Here is a 21,921-nt window from a genome sequence, read left to right on the forward strand (position 1 = left end):
TACTAATTTAGCCAATAGCCAATAGTTGATCAAACACTCTAGCCAAACACAATTATGAGGAACCTTACCTTCAACTATCTCAAGTATCAGATGGAGCGAATAGTAACGATCAGCCGGTAGCAATCCACCCAACCTTATCCCTTATTCCAAACTATCTCCTCAACGCTCTCCAGCCTGCGCCAGCTTGGAGATATCGATATTGTCTAGTACCTTCTTATCGCTGCCGTAAATAACGGCGTTAATCATCGCGAGTCCGATTTCCCGGTTTGTGGTTGCGGAGTTTGGCATTAGCCTCTTCATTGGGCGATATAGCCAGCGTATATAGGAATAGTAACGGTGAACGTTCTTCATCCCCTCGGTGGGTTGAATGAAGCCAGGACGGAACATGTAGGCGTCGCGGAAGCCGAGACGCAGCAAGTGATTTTCCGCCCGTCCCTTTACTCTTGCCCACATGACTTTCCCTTTCTCGGTACTGTCCGTACCGCTTCCTGTCACGTAACAGAACGTCATATCGGGATTCAGTCGAACGAGCCGCTCAGCGACCGAAAGCGTCAAATCGTAGCTGATCCGGCTGTAATCGGCCTCTTTCATGCCTACTGACGATACACCGAGGCAGAAATAACAGGCGTTGTAGCCGCGCAGCTCCTCCTCCACCTCATCCAGTTCAAACAAATCATTGCGCACAATTTCCTTCAGCTTGGGATGAACCACTCCGCATGGACGACGGCCGAGCACCAGCACACTTTCTACATCAGGATGCTGCAGGCATTCATGCAATACGCCCTCTCCAACCATTCCTGTAACGCCAGTCACAATCGCTCTAATTTTCATTAAAAATGCTCCTTTCGTCCGTTATCGTAACCGCTAACGCCGCTCTGACGCATATCGCAAAATCGCAATGGCAGCTCTTTCTCTCCGTTCCGGGTCGCCGCTCCTCAGCGCTTCCTTCAGCACCGCCAGCGCCTCCATTACCGTGCCGTCGTCAACAGCCGGTCCGGCACTTGCTCCCCCGCTCTCCGGCACAATAGTAAACCAGCGTTCGAGCATCGATTCGGTCACAGAGCCGTGCAGCTTCGCAACAACCCGCTTGCCCGTCACCGCTCTTAGCTGACGACGAAGCTCGGGGGAAACGTCTTCCTTCGCCGCACTTTTCAGCCAAGTTACGCCTCTCCGATGACAGGTGCCATCCTCGGGGTGATCGGCTCCGTCGACATAGTAATAATCGCCCAGATCGCCTAGATGGAGCCTGCTGTTTTCATCGTCGGCCAGCAAAATGTAATCGCCGTCCTGCATACCACTGTTAAAAAGCAACAGCTCCTCCGACTGCTCGACCAGCCGGCCTCCTCCAAGCCCGTACACGCGCGCCAGCCGTTCCTTTATCTCTTCCAGTCCAGCACCTTCCAGATCGCCAAGTCCCGGCCAGCCTGCGCATATATAATGATCCTCCAAAAAATCCTCGACCCTGCCCGCTTCAAGCCGACTCGATTGTACCGCAAACAGCTGCATCATGTTCTCCCCTAACCGTCTCTCTTTCTCTCCGGCTACCACCGAATACGGCTGATGGCTGCGATCAGCCTTTCCTTCTCGCCTTCGTCGATATCCGAATCGGCTATCTCGTCCTTCACCGCCGACAAATTCGCGTAGCCCTTCGCCACACCGTTCAACCTGGCTGCCAGCGTCGTTTCCATAGGAGCATCGAGATGCAGAAAAAGCAGTTCAAGCTGACGGACCGCATCCGGATACCGTTTCAAATAATACTTTTGATGCCGATCTTCAGCTGGCCAAAAGTGCTCATAAGGGCAAACTTCTGTCTCCGCCCCAGTTTCTCCGCGTTCATTCCGTTCCTGAAGAACCCGTCCAATCGCATCCCGCTGCTCTTCCGTCTGCCAAAAAAGCAACGACTTGTACTGGTCGCCTTTATAGCCGTTTATGTTATTCGGGTTATGGCTGTTCCAGAACAAGCGGACGATCGACTCGAACGGCAGCTTGGAAGGATCGAAGCGAAGCTGGACGGTTTCTGTATGATCGCCCATATTCCGGTATGTGGGATACTCGGCCGCGCCTCCGGCATAGCCGGTTTGCGTCGAGATAACGCCAGGCAGTTGCCCGAACAACGCCTCGGGACTCCAAAAACAGCCCATGCCGAACGTGGCTGTGTCTATCCTCATCGCTTTCGCCCTCCTTTCCCTCCGCCGCCGTATAAGGAAAAAGCGCTCGCATCTGCGGCGCTCACCTGTCTACCTACTCCGTATTTTTCAACAGCTCAAACAAATGATCGACCGAACGCATCGCATATTCGAACTGAACGATTTCGCCATTTCTGACAAGCGCGAGGCAGGGCACGCTTCTGATCTTCCATGCATCGCGCAGCTTCGGCGAATAATTCATGTTCATTTTATACAACGTGGCCGGCACGCCCGCGGCGTCGACGACTTCCAGCATTCGCTCCGCGACCTTGCAAGTCCCGCAAAACGGCGTGGAAAACAATATCGCGTCAGTCCCTTGGCCGATCCGATTCAATTCGAGCCATTCGTCTTCCCGAATTTCTTGTATAGCCATATGCATTCCCTCTCTTACTGCGAAAATTCCCGCTACACCCAGTATAAACCGACCGTACTCCGCCTACAACCTCCACAGTCCGCCTACCTGCTGTACCCAACACGAGGTTTAACCACCAAAGTGTGACCGAGCACCGCTGCCTCGATGGCACCGAGAGTAGGAAGGCGCGCACGGTACGAGAGCTATCCGCATTCATTTCCGCCAGCCTACCCGCCTACCCGTCTACCTGCCGCTTACCTACCTACCTTCCTTCCTTCCTACCTACCTGCTCGCTACTCCCGGTAATCCTCAACAACGACATCCGCCTGCCCAGTCTCCGGGTCCATGACGAAACCATGCACCGGCACATGCTCGGGAAACAGCGGGTGACGCCGGATCATGCGAACGCTGTGCATCACGCCTTCCTCCGGGCGATTGAACCCGCGCAAAAACTTATCCATGCGGATGCCCGCTTTCTCCAACGTGGCAATAACAAGCGGATCGATGCCGTTGTCGGTGAACTTGCGCACCATCCGTTCGTGATCAATCTCCGCCATGCCGCAGCCATGATGGCCGATGACAATAACCTCTTGTGCACCAAGCTCGTACACCGCGACCAAAATGCTGCGCATAGCGCTGCCGAAGGGCTGGGTCAGCAGGCCGCCCGCATTTTTAATAAACTTGGCGTCGCCGTTTTTCAAACCAAGCGCCTTCGGCAGCAGCTCGCTTAAACGCGTATCCATACAAGTGAGGATCGCCAGCCGCTTATCGGGATATTTGTCCGTCAAATACGGTTCATATCCTTTTTCCTCAACGAAATTCCGGTTCACTTCCAGCAGCTCCGATACAATGGACATGGCTTGTCCAGCCTCCTCTTCTTTGCGAAAAACAGTTCAATAATGCCGCCTCGCTTCCTCTGTTCCGCTGCGGTCTATTACAATTATTTTACCACTTAAACGTTTTCGCGTCCTGCCATGGCATAAGAAAAAGCCTGCCGACTTGGCAGGCTCTTTCCGTTTTTCGCACGCATCTGCTGATTCTATACCGCACAGATAGAGCGTTAATGTTTTCTTTTATAATACGTAATCGCCAACGCCAGCGCCAGCACTCCGCCTTTCACGATATCCATCGCGTAATAAGGAACGGACAGCATAATCAATCCGTTGGACAAAATGCCGATCAGCACTGCCCCTGCAAAAGTACCAAACGCGTTCGGCTTGCCTGCCCCGAAGACAGAATAGCCGATAAATGCGGCGGCAACAGCATCCATCAAATACGGACCGCCCGCATTCACCTCTGCATTCATCACCCGTGCGCCCAAAATAATGCCGCCGATGCCCGCGAAGAACGCCGATACCAGATAGGCAACGAGACGATACCGTCCAACTGCAATGCCGGACAGTTTTGCCGCCTCTGGATTGCCGCCGATCATATACATGTAGCGTCCGTGCTTCGTGTAGTTCAAGAACAGATGCACAATAACGACAACCGCCACCATAATGATAATGATCCAAGGCACTTGGCCGAGCTTGCCGAACAGCTTCGGAATTTGTCCCGTTGCAAATTCACCGTTTGGCATGACCATGTTCTGGGAAATGGTCGCCCCCTTCGTATACGTCAAGGCTACCCCTTGGAAAATAAACATCGTCGCCAGCGTCATCAGCATATCCTGTATCTTGAAGTTTATGACTAGAAACGCATTAATGAGCCCGACCGCTAAACTGATCGCAAGAGCAATGCCGATGCTGAGCCCAATGTTGAGCCCGTGCCAGACAAAAAGCGAAATGACGAGCGCATTGGCTACCGACGCCGTTGAGCCGACCGACAGATCGAAGCCGCCGACCGATAGCGATACCGTCAAACCGATGGCAATAATCGTCACGATCGAAATCGACCGCAAAATAATGATAATATTGGAGCCGCTTAAAAAGTTGTCCGTTCCGATCCCGAATACGGCGATCAAAAGCAGTATCGTAATCAGCGTTCCATACTTATATAAAAATTCAAAAACCGAAAACTTCCGAACCGGTTTGACCGCGTTCATGTCATCAGGCCTCCTGTGCTGTACAGCAAAATCTCTTCCTCGCTCGTCTTCGGCGTCTCCAGTTCCTTCACAATCGTCCCGTCATACATGACGTACATCCGATCGGTAAGGCCCATCATTTCGGAAAATTCGCTCGAGGCGTACAGCACGCACTTGCCGCGGCTCGCCAGCTCGCCGACAAGCTCGTAAATATCGCGCTTCGCCCCAACGTCGACCCCTTTGGTTGGCTCGTCGAAGATATAGACATCGGCATCAACCAGCAGCCACTTGCCGATCGCCACCTTCTGCTGATTGCCGCCCGACAGATTGCGAACATAAGCTTGGACGCTTGGCGTCTTAATGCCCAGATCGGCGACGATTCCGTTCGCCGCCTTCGTTTCCTTGCGGCGGCTAAGCCATGAATCAAATGCGGTATGTCTCGACAGACTGGCTGCGGTTAAATTCGTAACGACCGTCTCCTCGACAAAGACGCCTTCACGGCGCCTTTCCTCCGGCACAAGCGCCAACCCGTTCCGCACTGCTCCATAAGGCGAGCCGTACCGGAGCTTGCGTCCTTGCAGGCGAATATCTCCCGCTACCGGCCCGGATGCCCCGAATAAGGCGCGGCATAGCTCGGTTTTGCCTGCGCCGACGAGGCCAGCGAGGCCAACAATCTCACCCTCGCGAATGTAGAGGCTGACGTTGTTCACTTTGTCATGGTCGGAGATGTTGCTCGCTTCGAATTTCGTGCCGCCGAGCGTACGGCGAACGTCTGGAAACTGCCCTTCCAGCTTCGCTCCGAGCATATGCTCGACGACTTGATGCTGGCTCAAGCGGGACAGTTCATCACGGACGACCAGACGTCCGTCTCTCATAATCGTAATGTCCTCGCAAATTTCGTACAGTTCAGGTAGGCGGTGAGAGATGAAAATGACGCCTACGCCCTCGCTCTTCAAATAGCGGACAAGCCGGAACAGCTGCTCCGTCTCGCTATGACTGAGCGGGGCGGTCGGCTCGTCGAGCACGAGAAACCGGCATGACGTCGAGAGCGATCTGGCGATCAGCACCATTTGCTTCTCCGCGAGCGTCAATTCCTGCACCAGCTTCTTCGTCGAGACGGCAACCTGCAGCCGATCGAGAATAACCTGCGCTTCTTGATGCAGCTGCTTCCAGCGGATGAACTGCTTCCCTTTCATGCCGTGAACGGTCCGCTCCAGCATAATGTTTTCGGCTACCGTCAGGTTCGGGATTAACGCCGTATCAACTTCCTGATAGACGACTTGGATGCCTTGATCCTTCGCTTCTCTCGGCGTTCGAATCGAAACGTCATTCCCGTCGATCCGAATCTCTCCAGTGTAGTGGTCATACACGCCAGCCAGCACCTTCATCAGCGTGGACTTGCCCGCTCCGTTCGCTCCGATCAGCGCATGCGCCCTGCCCGCCGACGCCTGAAAATCGACGCCGCTCAGCGCGTTGACGCCGGGAAAGGCGATGGATATGTTTTTCATTTCCAACCTACCCGCATTCTCTTGTGCCAACACTCCCACCATCCTTTCCAGACAGGCTAGAGCGCCCTTGTCCATGAGGACAAGGGCGCTTGCATAAACTAACGCTTATTATAGCACGGAATGAATTACTTGCCTTTAGCTTCCTTCAATGCCTTGATCCAATCTTCTTCGAATGCTGTTGTCGTGCCCCAGCCTGGAATAATATCAGCCAAAGTCTCCATGTTGACTGGGCCGGACGCTTTCTTCAGCGTCTCTTGATCGATAAGCGCCGCTTCCAGGTTGTAGGTAGCAGGCGTTTCTTCGCCGGCAAGCTTCTTAGCCAGCAGTCTTACATTTACTTGACCGATCATCTTCGGATCGACAGCAGCCGTGGATACCCATGGGCTGTTCTCTTCCTGCATAATTTGCAGGTCGGCGTTCGAAACGTCGATGCCGTAAATTTTAATTTCCGTACGTCCCGCTTCAACCAGCGCTCTTGCCGCGCCGCTCGCGAAAGCGTCCCAAGTAGCGAAGATCGCGTCGATTTCACCCTTCGGATGCTTCGTCAGCATAGCTGCGACCGCGTTTTGCGTGTCAACCGACGTATTCTGGGAAGCAACGCCGAAACGCTCCAATTCTTTGATGTTCGGGTATTTCGCAAGCGTATCTTTATAGACGTTATTGCGGCGAACCATTGGAGGGAATCCGTCTACCCACAGATAAACGATTTTGGCATCCTCGCCTTGCTCTTTCACCAGCTGATCCAGCGCGTATTGGGCCAGCGCTTCGTCATCCTGCGAAGTCAGCGTTACGCCTTCTACTGCAGACAGGTCTGGCACGGAATCGAATGCAACGACTTCAATGCCTTTCTCTCTCAGCTTCTTGACCGCATCAACCGTTGCAGGGTCGTCGCCGTGCGAGATAACAACGCCGTCTACGTCGCTCTCAGCAGCCTGCGCCAACGCGTCATGGAACTTCGCCGTATCGCCGTTCGCGGAGAAAGTGTCCACTTTGAACCCGAGCGCTTCGCCTTCTTGCTTAGCGCCTGCCAGGAACTGAGCCGTGTGATCGTCTCCGCCGATTTTGCGGATAACTTTCAATTTAATGTCGCCCTTCTCTTTCAGAGCGGCAGGAAGGTTCTCGACTTCGGCTGCGGGCGAACCGCTTCCGCCATTTGCGGCATTGCCGCCTTCGTTCGCCGGCTTGCTTCCGCAACCGGTAACGACCAGTACAAGCGCGAGCGTCAAGCTGAGCAGCCCGCTAAAATATTTTTTACGCATGTGTAATCTCCCCCTGTTGGAAACTATAAAAACGATGGATTAAACTATAAGTAATCCTATCGGATTTAACTTTGTTCGTCAATACTTTTATCTCGCTTCAACTCACGAATCGCCTCCCGCTTGCTTAAAACCGCTCAAACGCCGCAAGCAATAAGGAATCCTCCCCCTCAAGCCATTCGGTCAAGCATGCCCAAAAAGCAAACGTTAGGAAACATTATATCATTAAATATTCGGGTATTAGCAAGACATATTTGAAAAATGTCCGAAAATTTAGGTATTGAATTAAAGAAAAGGGCTCTGCACCATGATCAGTGCTTGAAGCTCTTATCAGTAAGGTCTGAATGACGAGCGACATTATAGCAAGACTTGAGCCAATCGCTGATTTTCGGTTTTGAGCTAAAGTTAATGGACATGAGTGACCGTTAGCGCCGATTATTCGAATTGTTGGCTTGCTTAAGGACATTAATGTCCATAAGCAAGGGAGATGTCGTAGAAAAGCGTGAAATGATCTTCTAACGGTCATTAGTATCCTTAAAGAAAGTGAATATCCTTTGTTTTTTGCTCTAACGGTCAGAATTGACCACTTGCTAGATATGAAAACGCTGCGGTTCAGAGTTCTTACGATCCATTAATCGTCAAAAACAGACAAGGCCGGGTTCTACGCCCATCGATGGACGAAAACCCGGCCTTGCCTGACTGTCAGCTGCCTATCCTAGTGTGCACAGCCCTTGCTTTCTAGCCTTTCCTTGCCAAGTAAAGGAGCAAAAACGAAATGATCGTCGTGCAAATCGTCCAAGCCCACGCCATCGGCATGTTGCCTGAATCCACCGCCACATAGATCGCCGTCGGAACGGTCTGCGTGCGCCCCGGAATATTGCCTGCGATCATCAGCGTCGCGCCGAACTCCCCCAATCCACGGGCAAAGCCGAGAATATAAGCGGTTAGCAACGACCGGGACGCAAGCGGAAGCGCGATAAAACGGAACAGCTGCCAGCCGTTCGCGCCCGCCGATCGAGCCGATTGCAGCAGCTCGCGATCAAGCGAGTCGAAGCCGGTCTTCATCGTCTGATATACGAGCGGAAAAGCGACTGTAATGGAAGCGATCGCTGCCGCCCACCAGGTGAAAACGACCGGCGCGGAAAAGAGCCATTCGATGAATTGGCCGATCGCGCTTCTTCGCCCGAGCAGAATAAGCAGGATGAAGCCGACTACGGTAGGAGGCAGTACGAGCGGCAGCATCAGCGCCGTTTCAATGAGCGTTTTGCCGCGAAACTTGAAGGCGGACATGAGCCAAGCCGCAGCCACGCCAAGCACGGTCACGACGACGCTCGAAAGCAGCGTCACCTGCAATGACAAGGCAACGGGCGGCCAGAGCGCCTCCCAATCCAGAGCCAGCTCTATCATTTTGCCGAGGCCGAGCCTGGAGCGGCAAAACCGTAAGCTTTAAAAACATCAAGCGCCTCCGCCGATTGCAGATAGCTGTAGAAAGCTTCCGCCTCTTCGGCGTGCTTGCTTGCTTTGACCAACCCGATCGGATAGACAATAGGCGGATAGTCGGCTGGATCGACCGTCAGCGCGATTTTTGCTTTCTCCGAAGTCAGCGCGTCGGTTCGATAGACGAAGCCCGCATCGACGTTGCCGGTTTCCGTAAATTGCAGCACCTGCCTCACGTCCTTTGCTTGAACCGTCTTCGCTTGCAGCGCGTCCCAAATGCCCGCTTTCGTCAACGCTTCTTTGGCATAGTTGCCTGCCGGTACGCTCTCCGGAATACCGATAGCGATTTTACCGATCGTTTCCTTCGCTAAATCATTCAGCGAGGCAAGCTCGCTTCCGCCATCGGCGGGCACGACAACGACCAGCTCGTTGGCCAGCAAATTCGTTTGCTTGTTGGCGTCGATCAACTGCTTGTCGACGAGAGCCGCCATGTTCTTAGAAGCGGCCGACAGGAACAGGTCGGCGGGCGCTCCTTGCTCGATTTGCTGCTGAAGAGCGCCCGATGCGCCGAAGTTAAACGCCAGTGTAACGCCTTCATGAGCGGCTTCGTATTTTCCTTTAATTTCTTGCAGCGCATCCGTCAAGCTGGCAGCGGCCGATATCGTCAATTCCACCGGCTCCGATGCTTTGCCTTTGTCTGCGGAACCGCATGCAGCGAGCAGCACTCCAAGCGCTAATAAAATCGATAGTACCGCTGCTTTTTTGAATTTGAATTGGGACAGTAAAGCGACCATCACATTCCCTCCATTTTTCTCTATTTTCGTTCACCTACCATTAATAATAACTAAATATAACGGTACGCCTATCGAAGTCAATAGATATGTCAGGTACATGTTCTTTAAAAATGCCTCGCCGCATAAACGAAAACGACGGTGCAAGGATCATGTCCTTGACCGCCGTTGTTCACTCCCTAGCTGTCTATGCTTTCGCTTTTATTTTCTCCGCGATCGAAGCGAGAATGTCATCGACATTGGCTGAGCCGATGTCGCCCGCCTCGCGCTCCCGCACCGAGACAGTATTCGTACTGCGCTCTTTCTCGCCAAGTATGAACATGTAAGGCGCTTTTTCCAGCTGCGCCTCTCGAATTTTATAGCCCAGCTTCTCGTTTCTCGCGTCAATCTCTACCCGAATGCCGACTGCTTCGGCCCGGCTTTTCAAGCTTAACGCGTAATCGATGTAACTGTCGGATACCGGAAGCAGCTTCACTTGTACAGGCGCCAGCCATAGCGGAAACGCGCCGCCATAATGCTCCGTCAAAATACCGATGAACCGATCGATCGAACCGTATACCGCCCGGTGAATGACAATCGGCCGATGCTTCTGCCCGTCTTCGCCGATATAAGTCAGATCGAACTTCTCCGGCATTTGCGGGTCAAGCTGTATCGTTCCGCACTGCCAGCTCCGTTTCAGGGCGTCACGAATATGAAAATCGATTTTCGGCCCGTAAAAAGCTCCATCCCCTGGATTGATCCGATATGGAATGCCGCTCGCCTCAAGCACCGCCGCTAATTCACTTTCGGCCCGTTCCCAAAGTTCCGCCGAGCCCATCGAGTCATCCGGCCGTGTCGACAGCTCGATCCGATAATCAAAGCCGAATTGTCCGTAGACGCGGGCGATCAGCTCGATGACTTTCTCGACCTCTTCAGCGATTTGATCGGGACGGACAAAGAGATGCGCGTCGTCTTGGCAAAATGTCCGAACCCTCATCATGCCGCTCAACGCCCCGGAATACTCATGTCGATGCACCTGTCCAAATTCGGACAGCCGGATCGGCAACTCACGATAGGAGTGAAGTCCGTTTTTGTAAATAAGCATGTGGCCCGGGCAGTTCATCGGCTTAAGCGCAAATGTCGCGTCGTCGACCTCTGTGAAGTACATATTGTCCTTGTAGTGATCCCAATGGCCGGACTGCTCCCACATCCGCCGATTCATCATAAGCGGAGTCCGCACCTCGCTGTATTCGCGTTCCCGCTGCAGCTCGCGCTCGAAGTTTTCCAGCTCGTTCCTGATCGTCATTCCCTTTGGCAAATAAAACGGCATGCCCGGCGCCTCGTCCGAAAACATAAACAGCCCCAGCTCTTTCCCCAGCTTACGGTGATCGCGCTTGCGCGCTTCTTCTAGCCGATGCAAATGCTCGCCCAGCTCGCGCTTCGTTGGAAAAGCAGTGCCGTATATACGCTGAAGTACGCGATTATTAGCGTCTCCCCGCCAGTAAGCCCCTGCCACATTCAGCAGCTTAAACGCTTGAAGCCGGCCTGTCGAAGGCAAGTGAGGTCCGCGGCACAAGTCGAAAAACTCGCCTTGCTCATAGATCGTTATAACCGCTTCCTCCGGCAAATCGCGGATCAGCTCCAGCTTGAACGATTCGTTCGCTTGCTCGAAAATCGCTTTCGCTTCCTCACGGCTAACGATGCGCCGGACGAGCGGCAAATTCTCAGCGACGATCTTGCCCATTTCCTGCTCAATTGCCGCCAAATCGTCGGCCGACAGCGGCTGTGCTATATCGATATCGTAATAAAAACCGTCCTCGATCACAGGACCGATGCCGAGCTTTACCGCCTCAGCCCCGAAAATCCGCTTGATCGCTTGCGCCATAATATGTGCCGCCGTATGCCGGTAAATCCGAAGTCCTTCCTCGTCTTCTAGCGTGATTAACTCGACGCGACAGTCCCGGTCGACCCTCTCTTCAAGATCTGACAGTATCCCGTCGATCTTGCCCGCAATCGTTTTTTTCAACATCCCCGGGCCGATGGACGCTGCAATTTCTCGCAGCGATACGGCAGGTTGATCGTATAGTTTGAATTGTCCATCTCGCAATGTAATCTGAATAGACATCGTGGCCATCCCTCGTTTCGCAGATTGAATATAGGTCAAAACGAACGCAAAAAAACACACGTCAGCCCCAAGGGACGAGTGCGTTCAGCTCGCGGTTCCACCCTCATTCAATCTGCCGTTCCTCCTCAGAATGGCAAATCCTCATTCAGCATCCTGTAACGTGGATGATTCGGCGCCTTCTAATACCGCCAGAGGAGTCAGCGGGTTCGAAAACGCGGCTGCAAAGGGGTAACTTCAATCCGTAACCGAAGAAGCTCGCAGCAATCGCTTCTCTCTCTGGGCGGTTCGTGAACGAAATCATGTCTTTGGTCAGTGCCGATTTGAATATGAAAATGATTATAGAATTTTGGAACTTCGGCTGTCAAGTTAATTATCATAATTTTCTATGAATTGTTTGAGGCCGCTGAATAAAAAGAGACGTGCTGTGGTTGCGGCACGCATCTTTTTATCCGTTCATATTTTTTTGGGAGTCGATCGTTAAGCGCCATTCCCCTCGGACGCTGAGTCGGTCGCCTCTTCAGGCGCTGGAAATGCCGTTAGCGTAACCGTTGTCGGCTTCGGCCGGCTGTCGCCGTAAAGGCCGGTGTAGAGCTCTTCGATTTCCTCGCCTGTCAGATCGCCGCGCACAAGCAGCTCCTCAGCAATCGCATGCACGAAATCCCCGTGATCCTGCACGAGCTTTTTCACCTGCTTCATCTGCTCTTTCAGCAGCTCGTTGATCTTCGGCCTCAGCGCTTTCAGCCCTTCCGCTCTGGAGCCGGTCGCCAGCCAGCTGTACAACTCGTCACCCATGCCAACGATGCCGAGATACGCACCGGCCAGCTCAGTCGCCTGCCGAAGGTCAGACGTGACGCCATTCAATTTTTTGCCGAGAAACTCCTCCTCGACCGCGCGTGCCGCAAGGCATACTTGAATCGACGCCAAAATTTCGCTGTCGCTGCGATTGTACCGCTCATGGGTCGGCTTCGTCGCCGCCAATCCTAGTGCATCGCCGCGCCGGATAATCGTCACCTTCCATACGCGCTCATGCGGCTTGAGCAGATATTGAGCCACCGCATGGCCCGCTTCGTGATAAGCGACGTTTCGTTTCTCCTCGTCGCTCATTGAACGCAGCGGCTGCTTCAAGCCCCACTCGTATGTTTCCATCGCCGCACGGAAATCCTCATAGCCGATCACCTGCGCGCCTCTCTGATGAGCGATAACGACTGCCTCGTTGACAATATGCTTGATTTGCGCCGGGTTGTAGCCGATCGTATCGAGCGCCGCCTTCTCCGGCGTCAGGTCGGGCTCGCTTTTCACTTTTCGCAAGTAGTAATCGAAGACGTCCACCCGTCCGTCGTAATCGGGCGCGTCGACCCAAAGCTTTCGGTCAAAACGGCCGGGGCGCAGCAGCGCCGGATCGAGCACATCGGGAAGGTTCGTCGCGGCAACCGTCAAGACGGGCAGCCTCTCCGCCTTTTTGCGCCGCAATCCGAGTGACCGCAGCAGCTTCGCCAGCCAGTTGCCGTCCAAGTTAGGCGGGTCCATCTGCAGCAGCAGTTCGTTGAGCAACCCCGAGCCCGCTCCCATCCCGAACATTCCGCCGCCGCCCATGCCCCCTCCAGCCTGCCGGCTCATGCCGATCGCATCGACCTCGTCGATGAAAATGATGCACGCACCGTATACCTTCGCCAGCTTGCGCGCCTTCTTGTAAATCCGCATCACCTTCAAGTTGCCGATGCCGAAAAACATGTTTTGAAAGCTCGGCGCGGAAGCGTAGGCGAATGGAACCTGCGCCTCGTTGGCTATCACCTGCGCTAAATACGACTTACCCGTGCCTGGCGGACCGCAGAGCAGCAAACCGCGAATCGCTTCGCCGCCCATCTTTTTAAACTCCTTAACGCCCTTAAGCAGAGTGACGATCCGCTTGGCATTCTCGACAATTTCCGGATTGCCGCGATAATCGTCCCAAGTTGCGCCGGTCTCGCCCGGTAAAATCCAATACGTCCGTCCCCTCGCCAAAAACCAGAACAGCGCCACAAACTGAATAATGATAAAAACGACCGCGAACAACAGCTGGAACAGCAGGCTGGCTATTCCGAACGCGATCCCCCAGACGCTGGGTCCTCCGGTCCATATCAGAACGATAATGGCAACGGGAACGGCGAGCCGAATGAGGAACCTTCTCCACCTAATCCATCGGTACCTCCTCACAAGGCCCACATCCTTTATCGAATTAGCTTTCGTCATATCCTATGAATCAGCTATTCGCCCAATGCCAACATTCGGAGGGGCTTGTTAGGTAGGTCTGATTTGCGGGATTTGGGGAGGTAAGAAGTTAGACTATCTTGAGTTTTTTTCAACGTACTCCAATATTTCTTTGACTGCAAAGACAGCAGATTCGCGAACGTATGGGTTCCGATGATTGAGATATCTTTTTATTATTGGTACATAATTTTCTTCATGGGTAAAACTTAATATATCGATGCTCCTGCTTAAGCATTCCTCAGGGGTGTTTTCCAAGTTTTCAATTAACTTATCGAAGTTAATATTACTTACGTCTTGAAACACAGCCGCCTTTGATAATGCTTCAAAAATCTCGATTTTTACTTCTTTATCAGACTCAGTGATTGAAAAATCTAGTAAGACATTTTTATACTCATCAAAATATTCTATATTCTTATTGAATGAATCAAAGTGATCTTTTAGGTATTCTAGAATATCTAATTTTTCGTTATTTGATCCGTTAATAAAAATATTCCTTAGATTATTAGAGTCCAACATTTGCAACCTCCAGTTGGTAATTGTATATGAGTGCCATTTGCATTTGTTTAATGTATATTGGGTTCATTACGTTCTCTTCTAGCAGACATTGGAACTTAATCAAATGGTCAGGATGCGTTTCGATTTGAAGCATGTATTTCCTTGATTTTTCAGATACCAAGGTTGATACCGCAAGTACAGGTAAGCATCCCCCATACCTCAATTCCAGTGGTGTACATATCCCTTATGACGGATTACTGGCTTAATATCAAACCAATCCCGAAATGACAATGCTATTCGGTTGTAGAAATCCACCGTTACGCTATGATATTCTGCTGAAATCTTATCAATAGAAAGCTTTACGTTCTTCATGCGGTCCCCCACTGGCAACTTTTTGACTGATTTTCTATATAGAAATGAGGGAGTGGGTGGCTAGCCTTACTACATGACCTATTCGTTATGTTAACTGGTCATCACCAGAGTTATCTTCTTCACAGTAGCAATCGCAACAACATGCCGTTTCGTTGCTGAAATAATCAAAATATTTTCAATTTAGCCGTCCCTATTGTTAATTGCCGTGCCACACCTACTAAAAGATGCGATTAACTAGATTCTACCTAATGCTCTATCAGCTTCTATTTGAAGTTGTATCGTTCTAGTTCCCATGTATTTCTGTGCAGTCCCTAGAATCGATCTGTCATTTCCGAGTATTTCCAACACCGTAATTAAAAAAATGTTCTTTAAGTGAGCATCTTCATCATTAGATACTTCTTCAAAATATTTAAAAATACTTTCTAGCAATTTGATGTTGCTTTCCTCGCTTAATAATTTAATTATTTTCGGCATGAGTACTCTCTCAATTATGATAGTTTCTAGCACCTCACCGTAATACTCGATTGATTCTCTATATTCATCTTCAGCCGAAGGTAAGAAATCTAACATTATTCTAAAGAATTCTTCCGATTTTTTACTCATATCTACCAACTCCTCTATTTAAACAGTCTTATTGCGTTTTCTAAATCATCTGCTAAAGCATCAAGTATATCTAAGTCATTAAGGCTAAGTTTCCCGGATTTCGCTAGCTTATTTAACCCCCTTAACTGGTCCTGAGCTTTTTGAAGGTTGAAGAGCCCTCGTAGAACTCCTTTGTTAGTATTGAAGCAGTTCCGCCATCTTTTTGCACCTGGTCTATAAAGTTCACTTACTGCATTGCTTAAATCTCCATTTTGAACAGCAGATAACAATTTTTCCCTAGTAGAACCGTCAAATTCGGGCATTTTGTCTAATAGTCTAGTAACTCTATTTACACCATTACCCGTCCCCTGAGTTGTAATACAAAAAAGGCGACAACCGTTTCACCAATTGTCACCATTATATCAACTTGCTTGGCGTTTCGTTAGAGGACTCGCCGCCCGATACACCGTCTTATGCTTCATCATGCTGTAGATGATGTTCACAAGCCTTCTCATGACGCATAAGAGGGCTTGCTTCTTCGTCTTGCCTTCTGCTAGCTTCCGTTGGTAGAACTCGTACATGAGCGGATTACACTGCTTCTTGTTGCTTCCCCTAGCGACTTGGATTTGCTGAACGGCTAGGTTATGGAAGATGCAGTTCAACACTCGGTTGCCTTGTCGGCTTGCTTCGTGCTTGCCTTTGCCATCCGAACTGAAAAACTTCGGAGCGATACCTGCTAAGCACGCGAAACGGTTAATATCACCAATCTCTGCAATGAGTTCTGCCCTGTAACGGTGCTGATACCGTCCATCGTTTCTAGCTTGTAGTCTGTCATGGCTAACAAGTGCCGAAGGCTCGTTTCTCCACCCGAACAGCTTGCAAGTCGTTAATGACGCTTAATGTATAGAAGTCATTGAACTTGGGCGGGTATTGAATGATGTTCTCAAGTGGAATCTTCTCAGCAGGTCTGTAGACCAGTTCCACTCTTGTTAACTCCCACGCTTCCACAATATTCCCCTTGCTCATACGCTCTGCCTTCTTATCATAGGTTTGACAGAAAATATTATTTTTGCTTTCGTCTTTCCGCCCGAAGTATCGATTTCCATCATAAATGCTCATGTTCCGCCCCGTATTGGAAGCAATGAAAACATTACTCATCGGATACGGGAAGTCATATGCCAACTCACATCGAAACAAGTAAACCTGCTGTGTGTGAGCACAAAGGGCATCTAGCAGACATTGGAACTTAATCAAATGGTCAGGATGCGTTTCGATTTGAAGCGTGTACTTCCTTGCTTTCTTCTGCCACCACGGCTGATACCGTAAGTACAGGTAAGCATCGTCAAGGACGAGATGCCAGTGATATACATACCCTCTATGCTTGATGGCAGGCTTAATATCAAATCAGTCTCGAAAAGATAATGCTATTCTGTTGTAGAAATCCACCGTTACGTTATGATACTCTGCTGAAATCTTATAGATGGAAAGTTGTACATTGTTCATGCGTTCCCCCACTGGCAAAACTTTTGACAGATTCGCCGCTTATATTATAAGAATGAGGGAGTTGGTGGCTAGCCTTTACACATGGCCTTCCCATTTTGATATGTTCCGTTTCGTCTTGACAATATAATGGCCGGGCTACCCCTTCGATTAGTTGCGATGACTTTTCGGTAGGTTACCTTCTCACCGTCTATATCGTGACAGGGTATTGTGCGGTTGCCATGGATTTTGAATAAAACCGCAGAAAACAAAGCTAACAAAAACAGGTCAATCATTGTGGTAACTGACCATAATCGACCTGTTCGTTGTATCGGCATAGCGTTATTTAGGGTGTAAAAGCAAAGCATTGTCGTGCGTACAATTGACTTCGAGAAATCTTTATACGGGTATTACATGGGTTAATTGTGTTATTGGTTCAATGATGGATTCATTCGGCACTGGGTAGCCCCCACCTGAAAAGAAACCTTGACGGGCATGAAGCCAATCAAGGTTAAAATTTGTTATTTTATTTCTGAAAAACTTAAAATACTAGATTTAATCTCTGTGATTAACGCATCAAGATTATCAAATTGTTTTGTTTTAATCATAAATGTCCTATCACTCATAATCTCCACTACAAAGAAGTCATATGTGTAATCAGAAAGAACCGAAATTGAAGCCATATAATCATCATTCGATAAAGCATACTCAATTTTGTTCTCCCCATAAATAACTTCACTTTCTATTGCAATTCCTTTATTTAGTTCTGAAATGTAATCATTTATTAAAGTTTTGATTAAATCAAGCACTTAATCATTCCTTTCTTCACCGTTTCGTATCAACATGTTTAATATTAGTACCAGTTGGGTCAGGGAGAGTTTGACCTCTCTTTTCTGCTAACTTTAACTGGGTTTGGTTTTTAGACTTCACTAGTGACCAACCTAAGTCTATATCTTTTTCCATTAGCAAGGAAGAATCAATATCAAACTCTACATAGTAATCACCACTATTAGCTTGTTTCTCAAACCCCTGCTTGCCTTTAGTTAGGACATTTGTTCTAGGGATTGTTCCTGTTTTTACAAACCCATCATACTCGGCTTTTGACATCCACTGTCCAACTCGTTGAGACGATACTGTAATACCCACAGCCTTCGTGGACCCGCTAATTGCTGCTTTACCCGTTTCCTTGACGGCAGGTTTTATGGCATTAGTACCTGGCGACCTACTGCCCGCCACAAGTAACGTAGTATTAACAACGATTTGACCTTGAGCTATCCAATTCTCTTTGGTTCCCCACTCTGAACGATAATAATCATAAAAAGGATCCGAAAAGCCAAAAGTTGAATCAGACAAGAAATTCTCTGGGGAAGAGAAAGTGTGTTTAATTGCCTCTTTCTCAATATTATACTGATGAACTACAACACTTTTCATATGTTTTGTAAGGGCTGGAAAGTTTGGTTTTAGTGGATTACTGGTAACCGTCGGTTTCGTCGATTTCGTTGGTTCCGTCGGTTTCATTGGTTCCGTCGGCTTCGCCGAATTCTTATTTTTACTTTCTTCATTTTTTTTATCAGTATCTTTTTGAACACCTGTTATTTTTATTTTATTATCAGTAATTTCATAAGTTACTCTTGCTTTTTTACCCGCTGCTTTCTTTGTATTTTCTATTTTTTTTAAAGTACTCTTATATGTCCCAGAAGACATTACAGGAGTGGTAGTCTTAATCTCGCCCACTGATGCATTATTTAAAGGGTATAAATGTTGTTCGTGCATTGGTCTGTTAACTGAATTCAACGTTGCTAGCGTTTGATTCCCAACTATGCCATCAACCTGTAATTTTTTATCCTCCTGGAACCGTCTGACGGCACTTTCAGTGTTAGGTCCAAATTTACCATCCGGAACCCAACTATAATAACCTGCCGATTTCAACAGCTCTTGAATAGCAACAACCTGATCGCCAGAGCTACCCTTTTTAAAGGTAATGTTGCCAGTCGGATCCCAATGAATTAATGGGTTATTAAGCACATACGTATACAGATTTAATGATAAAGGATCTTTCTGTTCGCCGCGATACGTATCTTCGGTTATGAATCTGCTAATGTACGGATCATAGTATCTCGCCCGAAGATAGTAAAGCCCAACCTCTTGATCATAAAATTCTCCTGCATATCGTATTGCATTTGCATATTGCTCAACCGAGAGGGTTGTGTTGCCAAAAGCATCATAATCATACTGGTTCTCTATGCTGCCATTACGGTCAACGGTTTGAACAACATCACCATGACCATTGAATAGGTAATAGCTCCAGTGATCGGCATGGTCGATTCAAGCTATATAATTTATACCTCGCACATATCGAACGGCGGTCCTTCCAGATGCGTCTTTTTCCAGAATGACATGTTGTCTATCATAAGTATAGTTCGTAACGCTTTCTACATATCCGTTCGTTGAGCTCGCAACAGTCCTCTTCGTACGAAGACCATCACCGTCATACATGTATTCGACAGACGAGCGTTCACCATCTTTTACTCGTTCAGCAAGCTTTAGACGGTTAAACCCATCATAGGTATTATTGACTTTCTCAAGCAGTGTGCTGATGTCATCCGATAAATGATTACCATATGCACCAGCCCCAGTCACTCGTCTCATCTCTTTGCCATGCGGAAGATTGAAGCTAATCAAGGTAGAACCACGATTTATTTTTCAGAAATCAGTTTAAATGCTATTTTTTTTGCAGAAACATAACACCCAAAATCATCGGGATAATCTTCGGGGGCAAAAGCAAAAATACTATGCCCTTGTTCCACCTTAAATTTCTTGTTCAGTATTATTGCCTTTTCCCTTTCTAAGACAGAAAGCACTGGTCTTGATGTATCCGTCTTCCACTCAATTGGCAAAGATACAAAGAAGATATCTTCAAAGACTATCTCGATGTCATGCAAATTAGAAATATCGATGCAACCTATGATGGTCAGCTTTTGTTTATCGTATTGCAATACTTCAAAGTCTAACCACGGTTGGTTTCTAATGAACTTGTTAATATCTTCAACAACTTTTGTGATCTCCGATATTTCCATTTCATCACCCTTTACTTAAGTTGAATATGAATACCAGCGGCAGCTTGGGAATTATAGGATGGATTCTGAGGTTTTAAGCTACTTGTAGAATGCCAATTACCATTCAAGTCCATATATCTCCTTACCTTTCCTTGTCCATTTGCATCTGTGCTTTTTCACGCCTTGCAACCCGATAGATATCTCCTTGCTTTCCGTATTTAGGATCAGCGGGATGAATCCGAAATTCATAATCATATCTCTTCTTTGAAATTACTAGATGCTTTATCTACCTCTTAACGCTTTAAGGCAGCGTTCAGGTAATCATTAGGATTAGTTGAACTACTGAGTTTAGCACCATTACCCGTCCCCTGAGTTGTAAACTTAAACTAGGGTACAAAAAAGGCGATAACCAATTTAACAATTGTCACCATTATATCAGCTTTAGAGTTTCCGCCCGATACTCTGTCTTATTCTTCACCATGTTATAGATGATGTTTACAAGCCTTCTCATGAAAAAATGCAAGAAAACGAAGAAAATAAAAAAAGTCAATCATGGTGGTAACTGACCATAATTGACCTGTTTAATGTAACGCAATGGCGTTATTTAGGTTATAAAATTAAAGCATTTGATGTGCGTACAAACAAGATGACAAAATCTCTACATGGGTATTTATTAGTTGGATGATGAGTTCATTCGTCACCCCCCCTCAAAAAAACCTTGAAAGGAATGAATCCAATCAATGTAATAAAAGATTATTCTTTATATTTCTCGAGAAGATAATTTTTGTTTACTAACGATTTTATCAAATTCTTTAGGTCAATTTGATAAGTAGTAAGTTCTTCACGGTTTTCACAACCAGTAAGGTCGTACAAATCATTTTCATTGCAATTGTTTAGAACATATTCAATGCAACTTTCATAAACCATCAATTCGCCTTCAGATAATCTTAAATCAAACAAAGAGACGCTCGCTATATCCTCTTGTTTTATTAATTCCATTTTACCACCTCACATAATCAGAAAATATCTCTTTAAATTGTTGAAGTTCGGCTTCTGAAGGTCTCCTCCTCCATCTTCCATCTTGAATCCGCATATCAGTATTTTTACTTGGGTTTTTAAATGAAGTTACAACTTGGCTTCCACCAGGTTCAACAATATGATTCTACCATTATCCCTTTGACTACTAACTTCCGGCTCTTGTACAAATATCAGCCTGTCTTGCTTCTTGACATCATTAATTGCTGAGCTGACAGGTCTTCCTTTCACTACCTCTCAATACTACATATTCATTTGGTTCAAGTTTTCTCGCCACCGTAGACTTACCCTCTGAACGAATGCCTGATATTAGACAGTCCTTAGATGCTGATTCTATTCCACTGCCTATGGCTCCAACTCCATACGTAAGTGACGCGCTTGCTAAACTCCGGCAGTTCCACTTGCTACGCAGACAGTTAAAGCGGTCTCCAAATATCCACCTACGCCAATTTCTATTCCTGCGAATGCACCTGACTGTAGTAATTGCTCCACCGACTATCGCCATTTTTATAGGCTAAAGGGTCTGTTAACTACATAATTTCAATGAAGCATAGTATGAAATTGCTGAATTAGTTTTTCAAATGTTTCGAGTCGTTCATTATCAAGATTGTGTGGCTCAATTCTCACATTATACTTATAGATATATCTATTGTTTATTTCTTTCTCAAGTGATTGCAGTACTTCGACATCCGTATGATTCATCAGAAAATCCAACCAGTCATTTACTTCGTTTTTGTGCCAAACCAGCAGAGAATCCGATGATATTTTTAACATTTCTTCAACCTGTGTTTCAAGCAATTTCATAGTGTTAATGAGTTCATTATGTTTATTTATGCTGATTGTGACTGACACTAGTACACCTACCTAAATATTTTTCGTCTATTTACGTTCGCTACTCTCACTCCTGGATTATACGCTTCTATAACTTTGCATCTCTGAGTATTATTTTTTAATTTTTCAAAAGTTACTTTTTCCGTCCCCTAAGTTATAATCTAAAT

20 protein-coding genes and 1 pseudogene are annotated in these 21,921 nt (G+C 48.0%); all 21 read right to left on the reverse strand.

Annotation, left to right across the window (positions count from 1 at the left end):
* Positions 1–159: 159 nt before the first annotated feature.
* The 21 genes and pseudogenes from ACFVTB_RS14860 to ACFVTB_RS14960 all read right to left on the reverse strand — a co-directional run bounded on the left by ACFVTB_RS14860 (position 160) and on the right by ACFVTB_RS14960 (position 21,775).
* Positions 160–831 carry an NAD-dependent epimerase/dehydratase family protein gene (locus ACFVTB_RS14860; protein ID WP_387750318.1) on the reverse strand — a complete coding sequence of 224 codons (672 nt, stop codon included), beginning with the start codon at positions 829–831 and terminating at the stop codon, positions 160–162.
* Positions 832–864: 33 nt separating this feature from the next.
* Positions 865–1,509 (reverse strand): hypothetical protein, encoded by a 645-nt coding sequence (locus ACFVTB_RS14865; RefSeq protein WP_387750321.1) that lies wholly within the window; start codon positions 1,507–1,509, stop codon positions 865–867.
* 32 nt (positions 1,510–1,541) lie between these two features.
* Positions 1,542–2,168 (reverse strand): peptide-methionine (S)-S-oxide reductase MsrA, encoded by a 627-nt coding sequence (gene msrA, locus ACFVTB_RS14870; RefSeq protein ID WP_387750324.1) that lies wholly within the window; start codon positions 2,166–2,168, stop codon positions 1,542–1,544.
* Between the two features lie 73 nt (positions 2,169–2,241).
* Positions 2,242–2,559, reverse strand: a complete 318-nt coding sequence (locus ACFVTB_RS14875; protein ID WP_387750327.1) for a thioredoxin family protein — start codon at positions 2,557–2,559, stop codon at positions 2,242–2,244.
* Positions 2,560–2,831: 272 nt separating this feature from the next.
* The gene (locus ACFVTB_RS14880) at positions 2,832–3,395 is read right to left on the reverse strand and encodes a beta-class carbonic anhydrase (RefSeq protein WP_387750329.1); all 564 of its coding nucleotides are present in this window, start codon (positions 3,393–3,395) and stop codon (positions 2,832–2,834) included.
* Between the two features lie 203 nt (positions 3,396–3,598).
* Complete coding sequence (locus ACFVTB_RS14885) at positions 3,599–4,582, reverse strand: ABC transporter permease (RefSeq protein WP_387750331.1); 984 nt, start codon at positions 4,580–4,582, stop codon at positions 3,599–3,601.
* Positions 4,579–6,069 carry a sugar ABC transporter ATP-binding protein gene (locus ACFVTB_RS14890; protein ID WP_387750334.1) on the reverse strand — a complete coding sequence of 497 codons (1,491 nt, stop codon included), beginning with the start codon at positions 6,067–6,069 and terminating at the stop codon, positions 4,579–4,581. The genes ACFVTB_RS14885 and ACFVTB_RS14890 overlap by 4 nt, the downstream gene beginning before the upstream one ends.
* Before the next feature lie 125 nt (positions 6,070–6,194).
* On the reverse strand, positions 6,195–7,328 hold the full coding sequence (locus ACFVTB_RS14895) for a sugar ABC transporter substrate-binding protein (protein ID WP_387750337.1): 1,134 nt from the start codon (positions 7,326–7,328) through the stop codon (positions 6,195–6,197).
* Positions 7,329–8,063: 735 nt separating this feature from the next.
* The gene (modB, locus tag ACFVTB_RS14900; RefSeq protein WP_387750340.1) at positions 8,064–8,732 is read right to left on the reverse strand and encodes a molybdate ABC transporter permease subunit; all 669 of its coding nucleotides are present in this window, start codon (positions 8,730–8,732) and stop codon (positions 8,064–8,066) included.
* On the reverse strand, positions 8,729–9,556 hold the full coding sequence (modA, locus tag ACFVTB_RS14905) for a molybdate ABC transporter substrate-binding protein (RefSeq protein ID WP_387750342.1): 828 nt from the start codon (positions 9,554–9,556) through the stop codon (positions 8,729–8,731). The genes modB and modA overlap by 4 nt, the downstream gene beginning before the upstream one ends.
* A gap of 184 nt (positions 9,557–9,740) precedes the next feature.
* Positions 9,741–11,657 carry a threonine--tRNA ligase gene (thrS, locus tag ACFVTB_RS14910; RefSeq protein ID WP_387750345.1) on the reverse strand — a complete coding sequence of 639 codons (1,917 nt, stop codon included), beginning with the start codon at positions 11,655–11,657 and terminating at the stop codon, positions 9,741–9,743.
* A 477-nt stretch (positions 11,658–12,134) separates the two neighbouring features.
* Entirely contained in the window at positions 12,135–13,850 is a 1,716-nt protein-coding gene (locus tag ACFVTB_RS14915; RefSeq protein WP_387750347.1) for an AAA family ATPase, read from the reverse strand.
* 129 nt (positions 13,851–13,979) lie between these two features.
* Entirely contained in the window at positions 13,980–14,420 is a 441-nt protein-coding gene (locus ACFVTB_RS14920) for a hypothetical protein (protein ID WP_387750349.1), read from the reverse strand.
* A gap of 585 nt (positions 14,421–15,005) precedes the next feature.
* Entirely contained in the window at positions 15,006–15,374 is a 369-nt protein-coding gene (locus ACFVTB_RS14925) for a DUF7674 family protein (protein WP_387750352.1), read from the reverse strand.
* A gap of 401 nt (positions 15,375–15,775) precedes the next feature.
* A pseudogene (locus tag ACFVTB_RS14930) lies at positions 15,776–16,215 on the reverse strand (transposase); the annotation flags it as partial.
* Positions 16,191–16,379 carry a hypothetical protein gene (locus tag ACFVTB_RS14935; protein ID WP_387750354.1) on the reverse strand — a complete coding sequence of 63 codons (189 nt, stop codon included), beginning with the start codon at positions 16,377–16,379 and terminating at the stop codon, positions 16,191–16,193. The gene ACFVTB_RS14935 and the pseudogene ACFVTB_RS14930, both read right to left, overlap by 25 nt.
* Before the next feature lie 974 nt (positions 16,380–17,353).
* Positions 17,354–17,641, reverse strand: coding sequence for a hypothetical protein (locus ACFVTB_RS14940; protein ID WP_387750357.1), 288 nt, complete (start codon positions 17,639–17,641; stop codon positions 17,354–17,356).
* A gap of 16 nt (positions 17,642–17,657) precedes the next feature.
* On the reverse strand, positions 17,658–19,157 hold the full coding sequence (locus ACFVTB_RS14945) for a TreTu family toxin (RefSeq protein ID WP_387750788.1): 1,500 nt from the start codon (positions 19,155–19,157) through the stop codon (positions 17,658–17,660).
* Positions 19,158–19,528: 371 nt separating this feature from the next.
* The gene (locus ACFVTB_RS14950; protein ID WP_387750360.1) at positions 19,529–19,909 is read right to left on the reverse strand and encodes a hypothetical protein; all 381 of its coding nucleotides are present in this window, start codon (positions 19,907–19,909) and stop codon (positions 19,529–19,531) included.
* Positions 19,910–20,641: 732 nt separating this feature from the next.
* Entirely contained in the window at positions 20,642–20,887 is a 246-nt protein-coding gene (locus tag ACFVTB_RS14955) for a hypothetical protein (RefSeq protein ID WP_387750362.1), read from the reverse strand.
* Between the two features lie 576 nt (positions 20,888–21,463).
* Positions 21,464–21,775, reverse strand: a complete 312-nt coding sequence (locus ACFVTB_RS14960) for a hypothetical protein (RefSeq protein ID WP_387750365.1) — start codon at positions 21,773–21,775, stop codon at positions 21,464–21,466.
* Positions 21,776–21,921: the final 146 nt, after the last annotated feature.

This window comes from Paenibacillus sp. NPDC058071, from assembly GCF_042885235.1.
Classification (GTDB): Bacteria; Bacillota; Bacilli; order Paenibacillales; family Paenibacillaceae; genus Pristimantibacillus.

What these genes read in the sequence shown, in the direction of transcription:
- ACFVTB_RS14860 (WP_387750318.1), bottom strand. Translation starts at nt 831, where the DNA reads ATGAAAATTAGAGCGATTGTGACTGGCGTTACAGGAATGGTTGGAGAG.
- ACFVTB_RS14865 (WP_387750321.1), bottom strand. Translation starts at nt 1,509, where the DNA reads ATGATGCAGCTGTTTGCGGTACAATCGAGTCGGCTTGAAGCGGGCAGG.
- msrA (WP_387750324.1), bottom strand. Translation starts at nt 2,168, where the DNA reads ATGAGGATAGACACAGCCACGTTCGGCATGGGCTGTTTTTGGAGTCCC.
- ACFVTB_RS14875 (WP_387750327.1), bottom strand. Translation starts at nt 2,559, where the DNA reads ATGGCTATACAAGAAATTCGGGAAGACGAATGGCTCGAATTGAATCGG.
- ACFVTB_RS14880 (WP_387750329.1), bottom strand. Translation starts at nt 3,395, where the DNA reads ATGTCCATTGTATCGGAGCTGCTGGAAGTGAACCGGAATTTCGTTGAG.
- ACFVTB_RS14885 (WP_387750331.1), bottom strand. Translation starts at nt 4,582, where the DNA reads ATGAACGCGGTCAAACCGGTTCGGAAGTTTTCGGTTTTTGAATTTTTA.
- ACFVTB_RS14890 (WP_387750334.1), bottom strand. Translation starts at nt 6,069, where the DNA reads ATGAAAAACATATCCATCGCCTTTCCCGGCGTCAACGCGCTGAGCGGC.
- ACFVTB_RS14895 (WP_387750337.1), bottom strand. Translation starts at nt 7,328, where the DNA reads ATGCGTAAAAAATATTTTAGCGGGCTGCTCAGCTTGACGCTCGCGCTT.
- modB (WP_387750340.1), bottom strand. Translation starts at nt 8,732, where the DNA reads ATGATAGAGCTGGCTCTGGATTGGGAGGCGCTCTGGCCGCCCGTTGCC.
- modA (WP_387750342.1), bottom strand. Translation starts at nt 9,556, where the DNA reads ATGGTCGCTTTACTGTCCCAATTCAAATTCAAAAAAGCAGCGGTACTA.
- thrS (WP_387750345.1), bottom strand. Translation starts at nt 11,657, where the DNA reads ATGTCTATTCAGATTACATTGCGAGATGGACAATTCAAACTATACGAT.
- ACFVTB_RS14920 (WP_387750349.1), bottom strand. Translation starts at nt 14,420, where the DNA reads ATGTTGGACTCTAATAATCTAAGGAATATTTTTATTAACGGATCAAAT.
- ACFVTB_RS14925 (WP_387750352.1), bottom strand. Translation starts at nt 15,374, where the DNA reads ATGAGTAAAAAATCGGAAGAATTCTTTAGAATAATGTTAGATTTCTTA.
- ACFVTB_RS14935 (WP_387750354.1), bottom strand. Translation starts at nt 16,379, where the DNA reads ATGAGCAAGGGGAATATTGTGGAAGCGTGGGAGTTAACAAGAGTGGAA.
- ACFVTB_RS14950 (WP_387750360.1), bottom strand. Translation starts at nt 19,909, where the DNA reads ATGGAAATATCGGAGATCACAAAAGTTGTTGAAGATATTAACAAGTTC.
- ACFVTB_RS14955 (WP_387750362.1), bottom strand. Translation starts at nt 20,887, where the DNA reads ATGGAATTAATAAAACAAGAGGATATAGCGAGCGTCTCTTTGTTTGAT.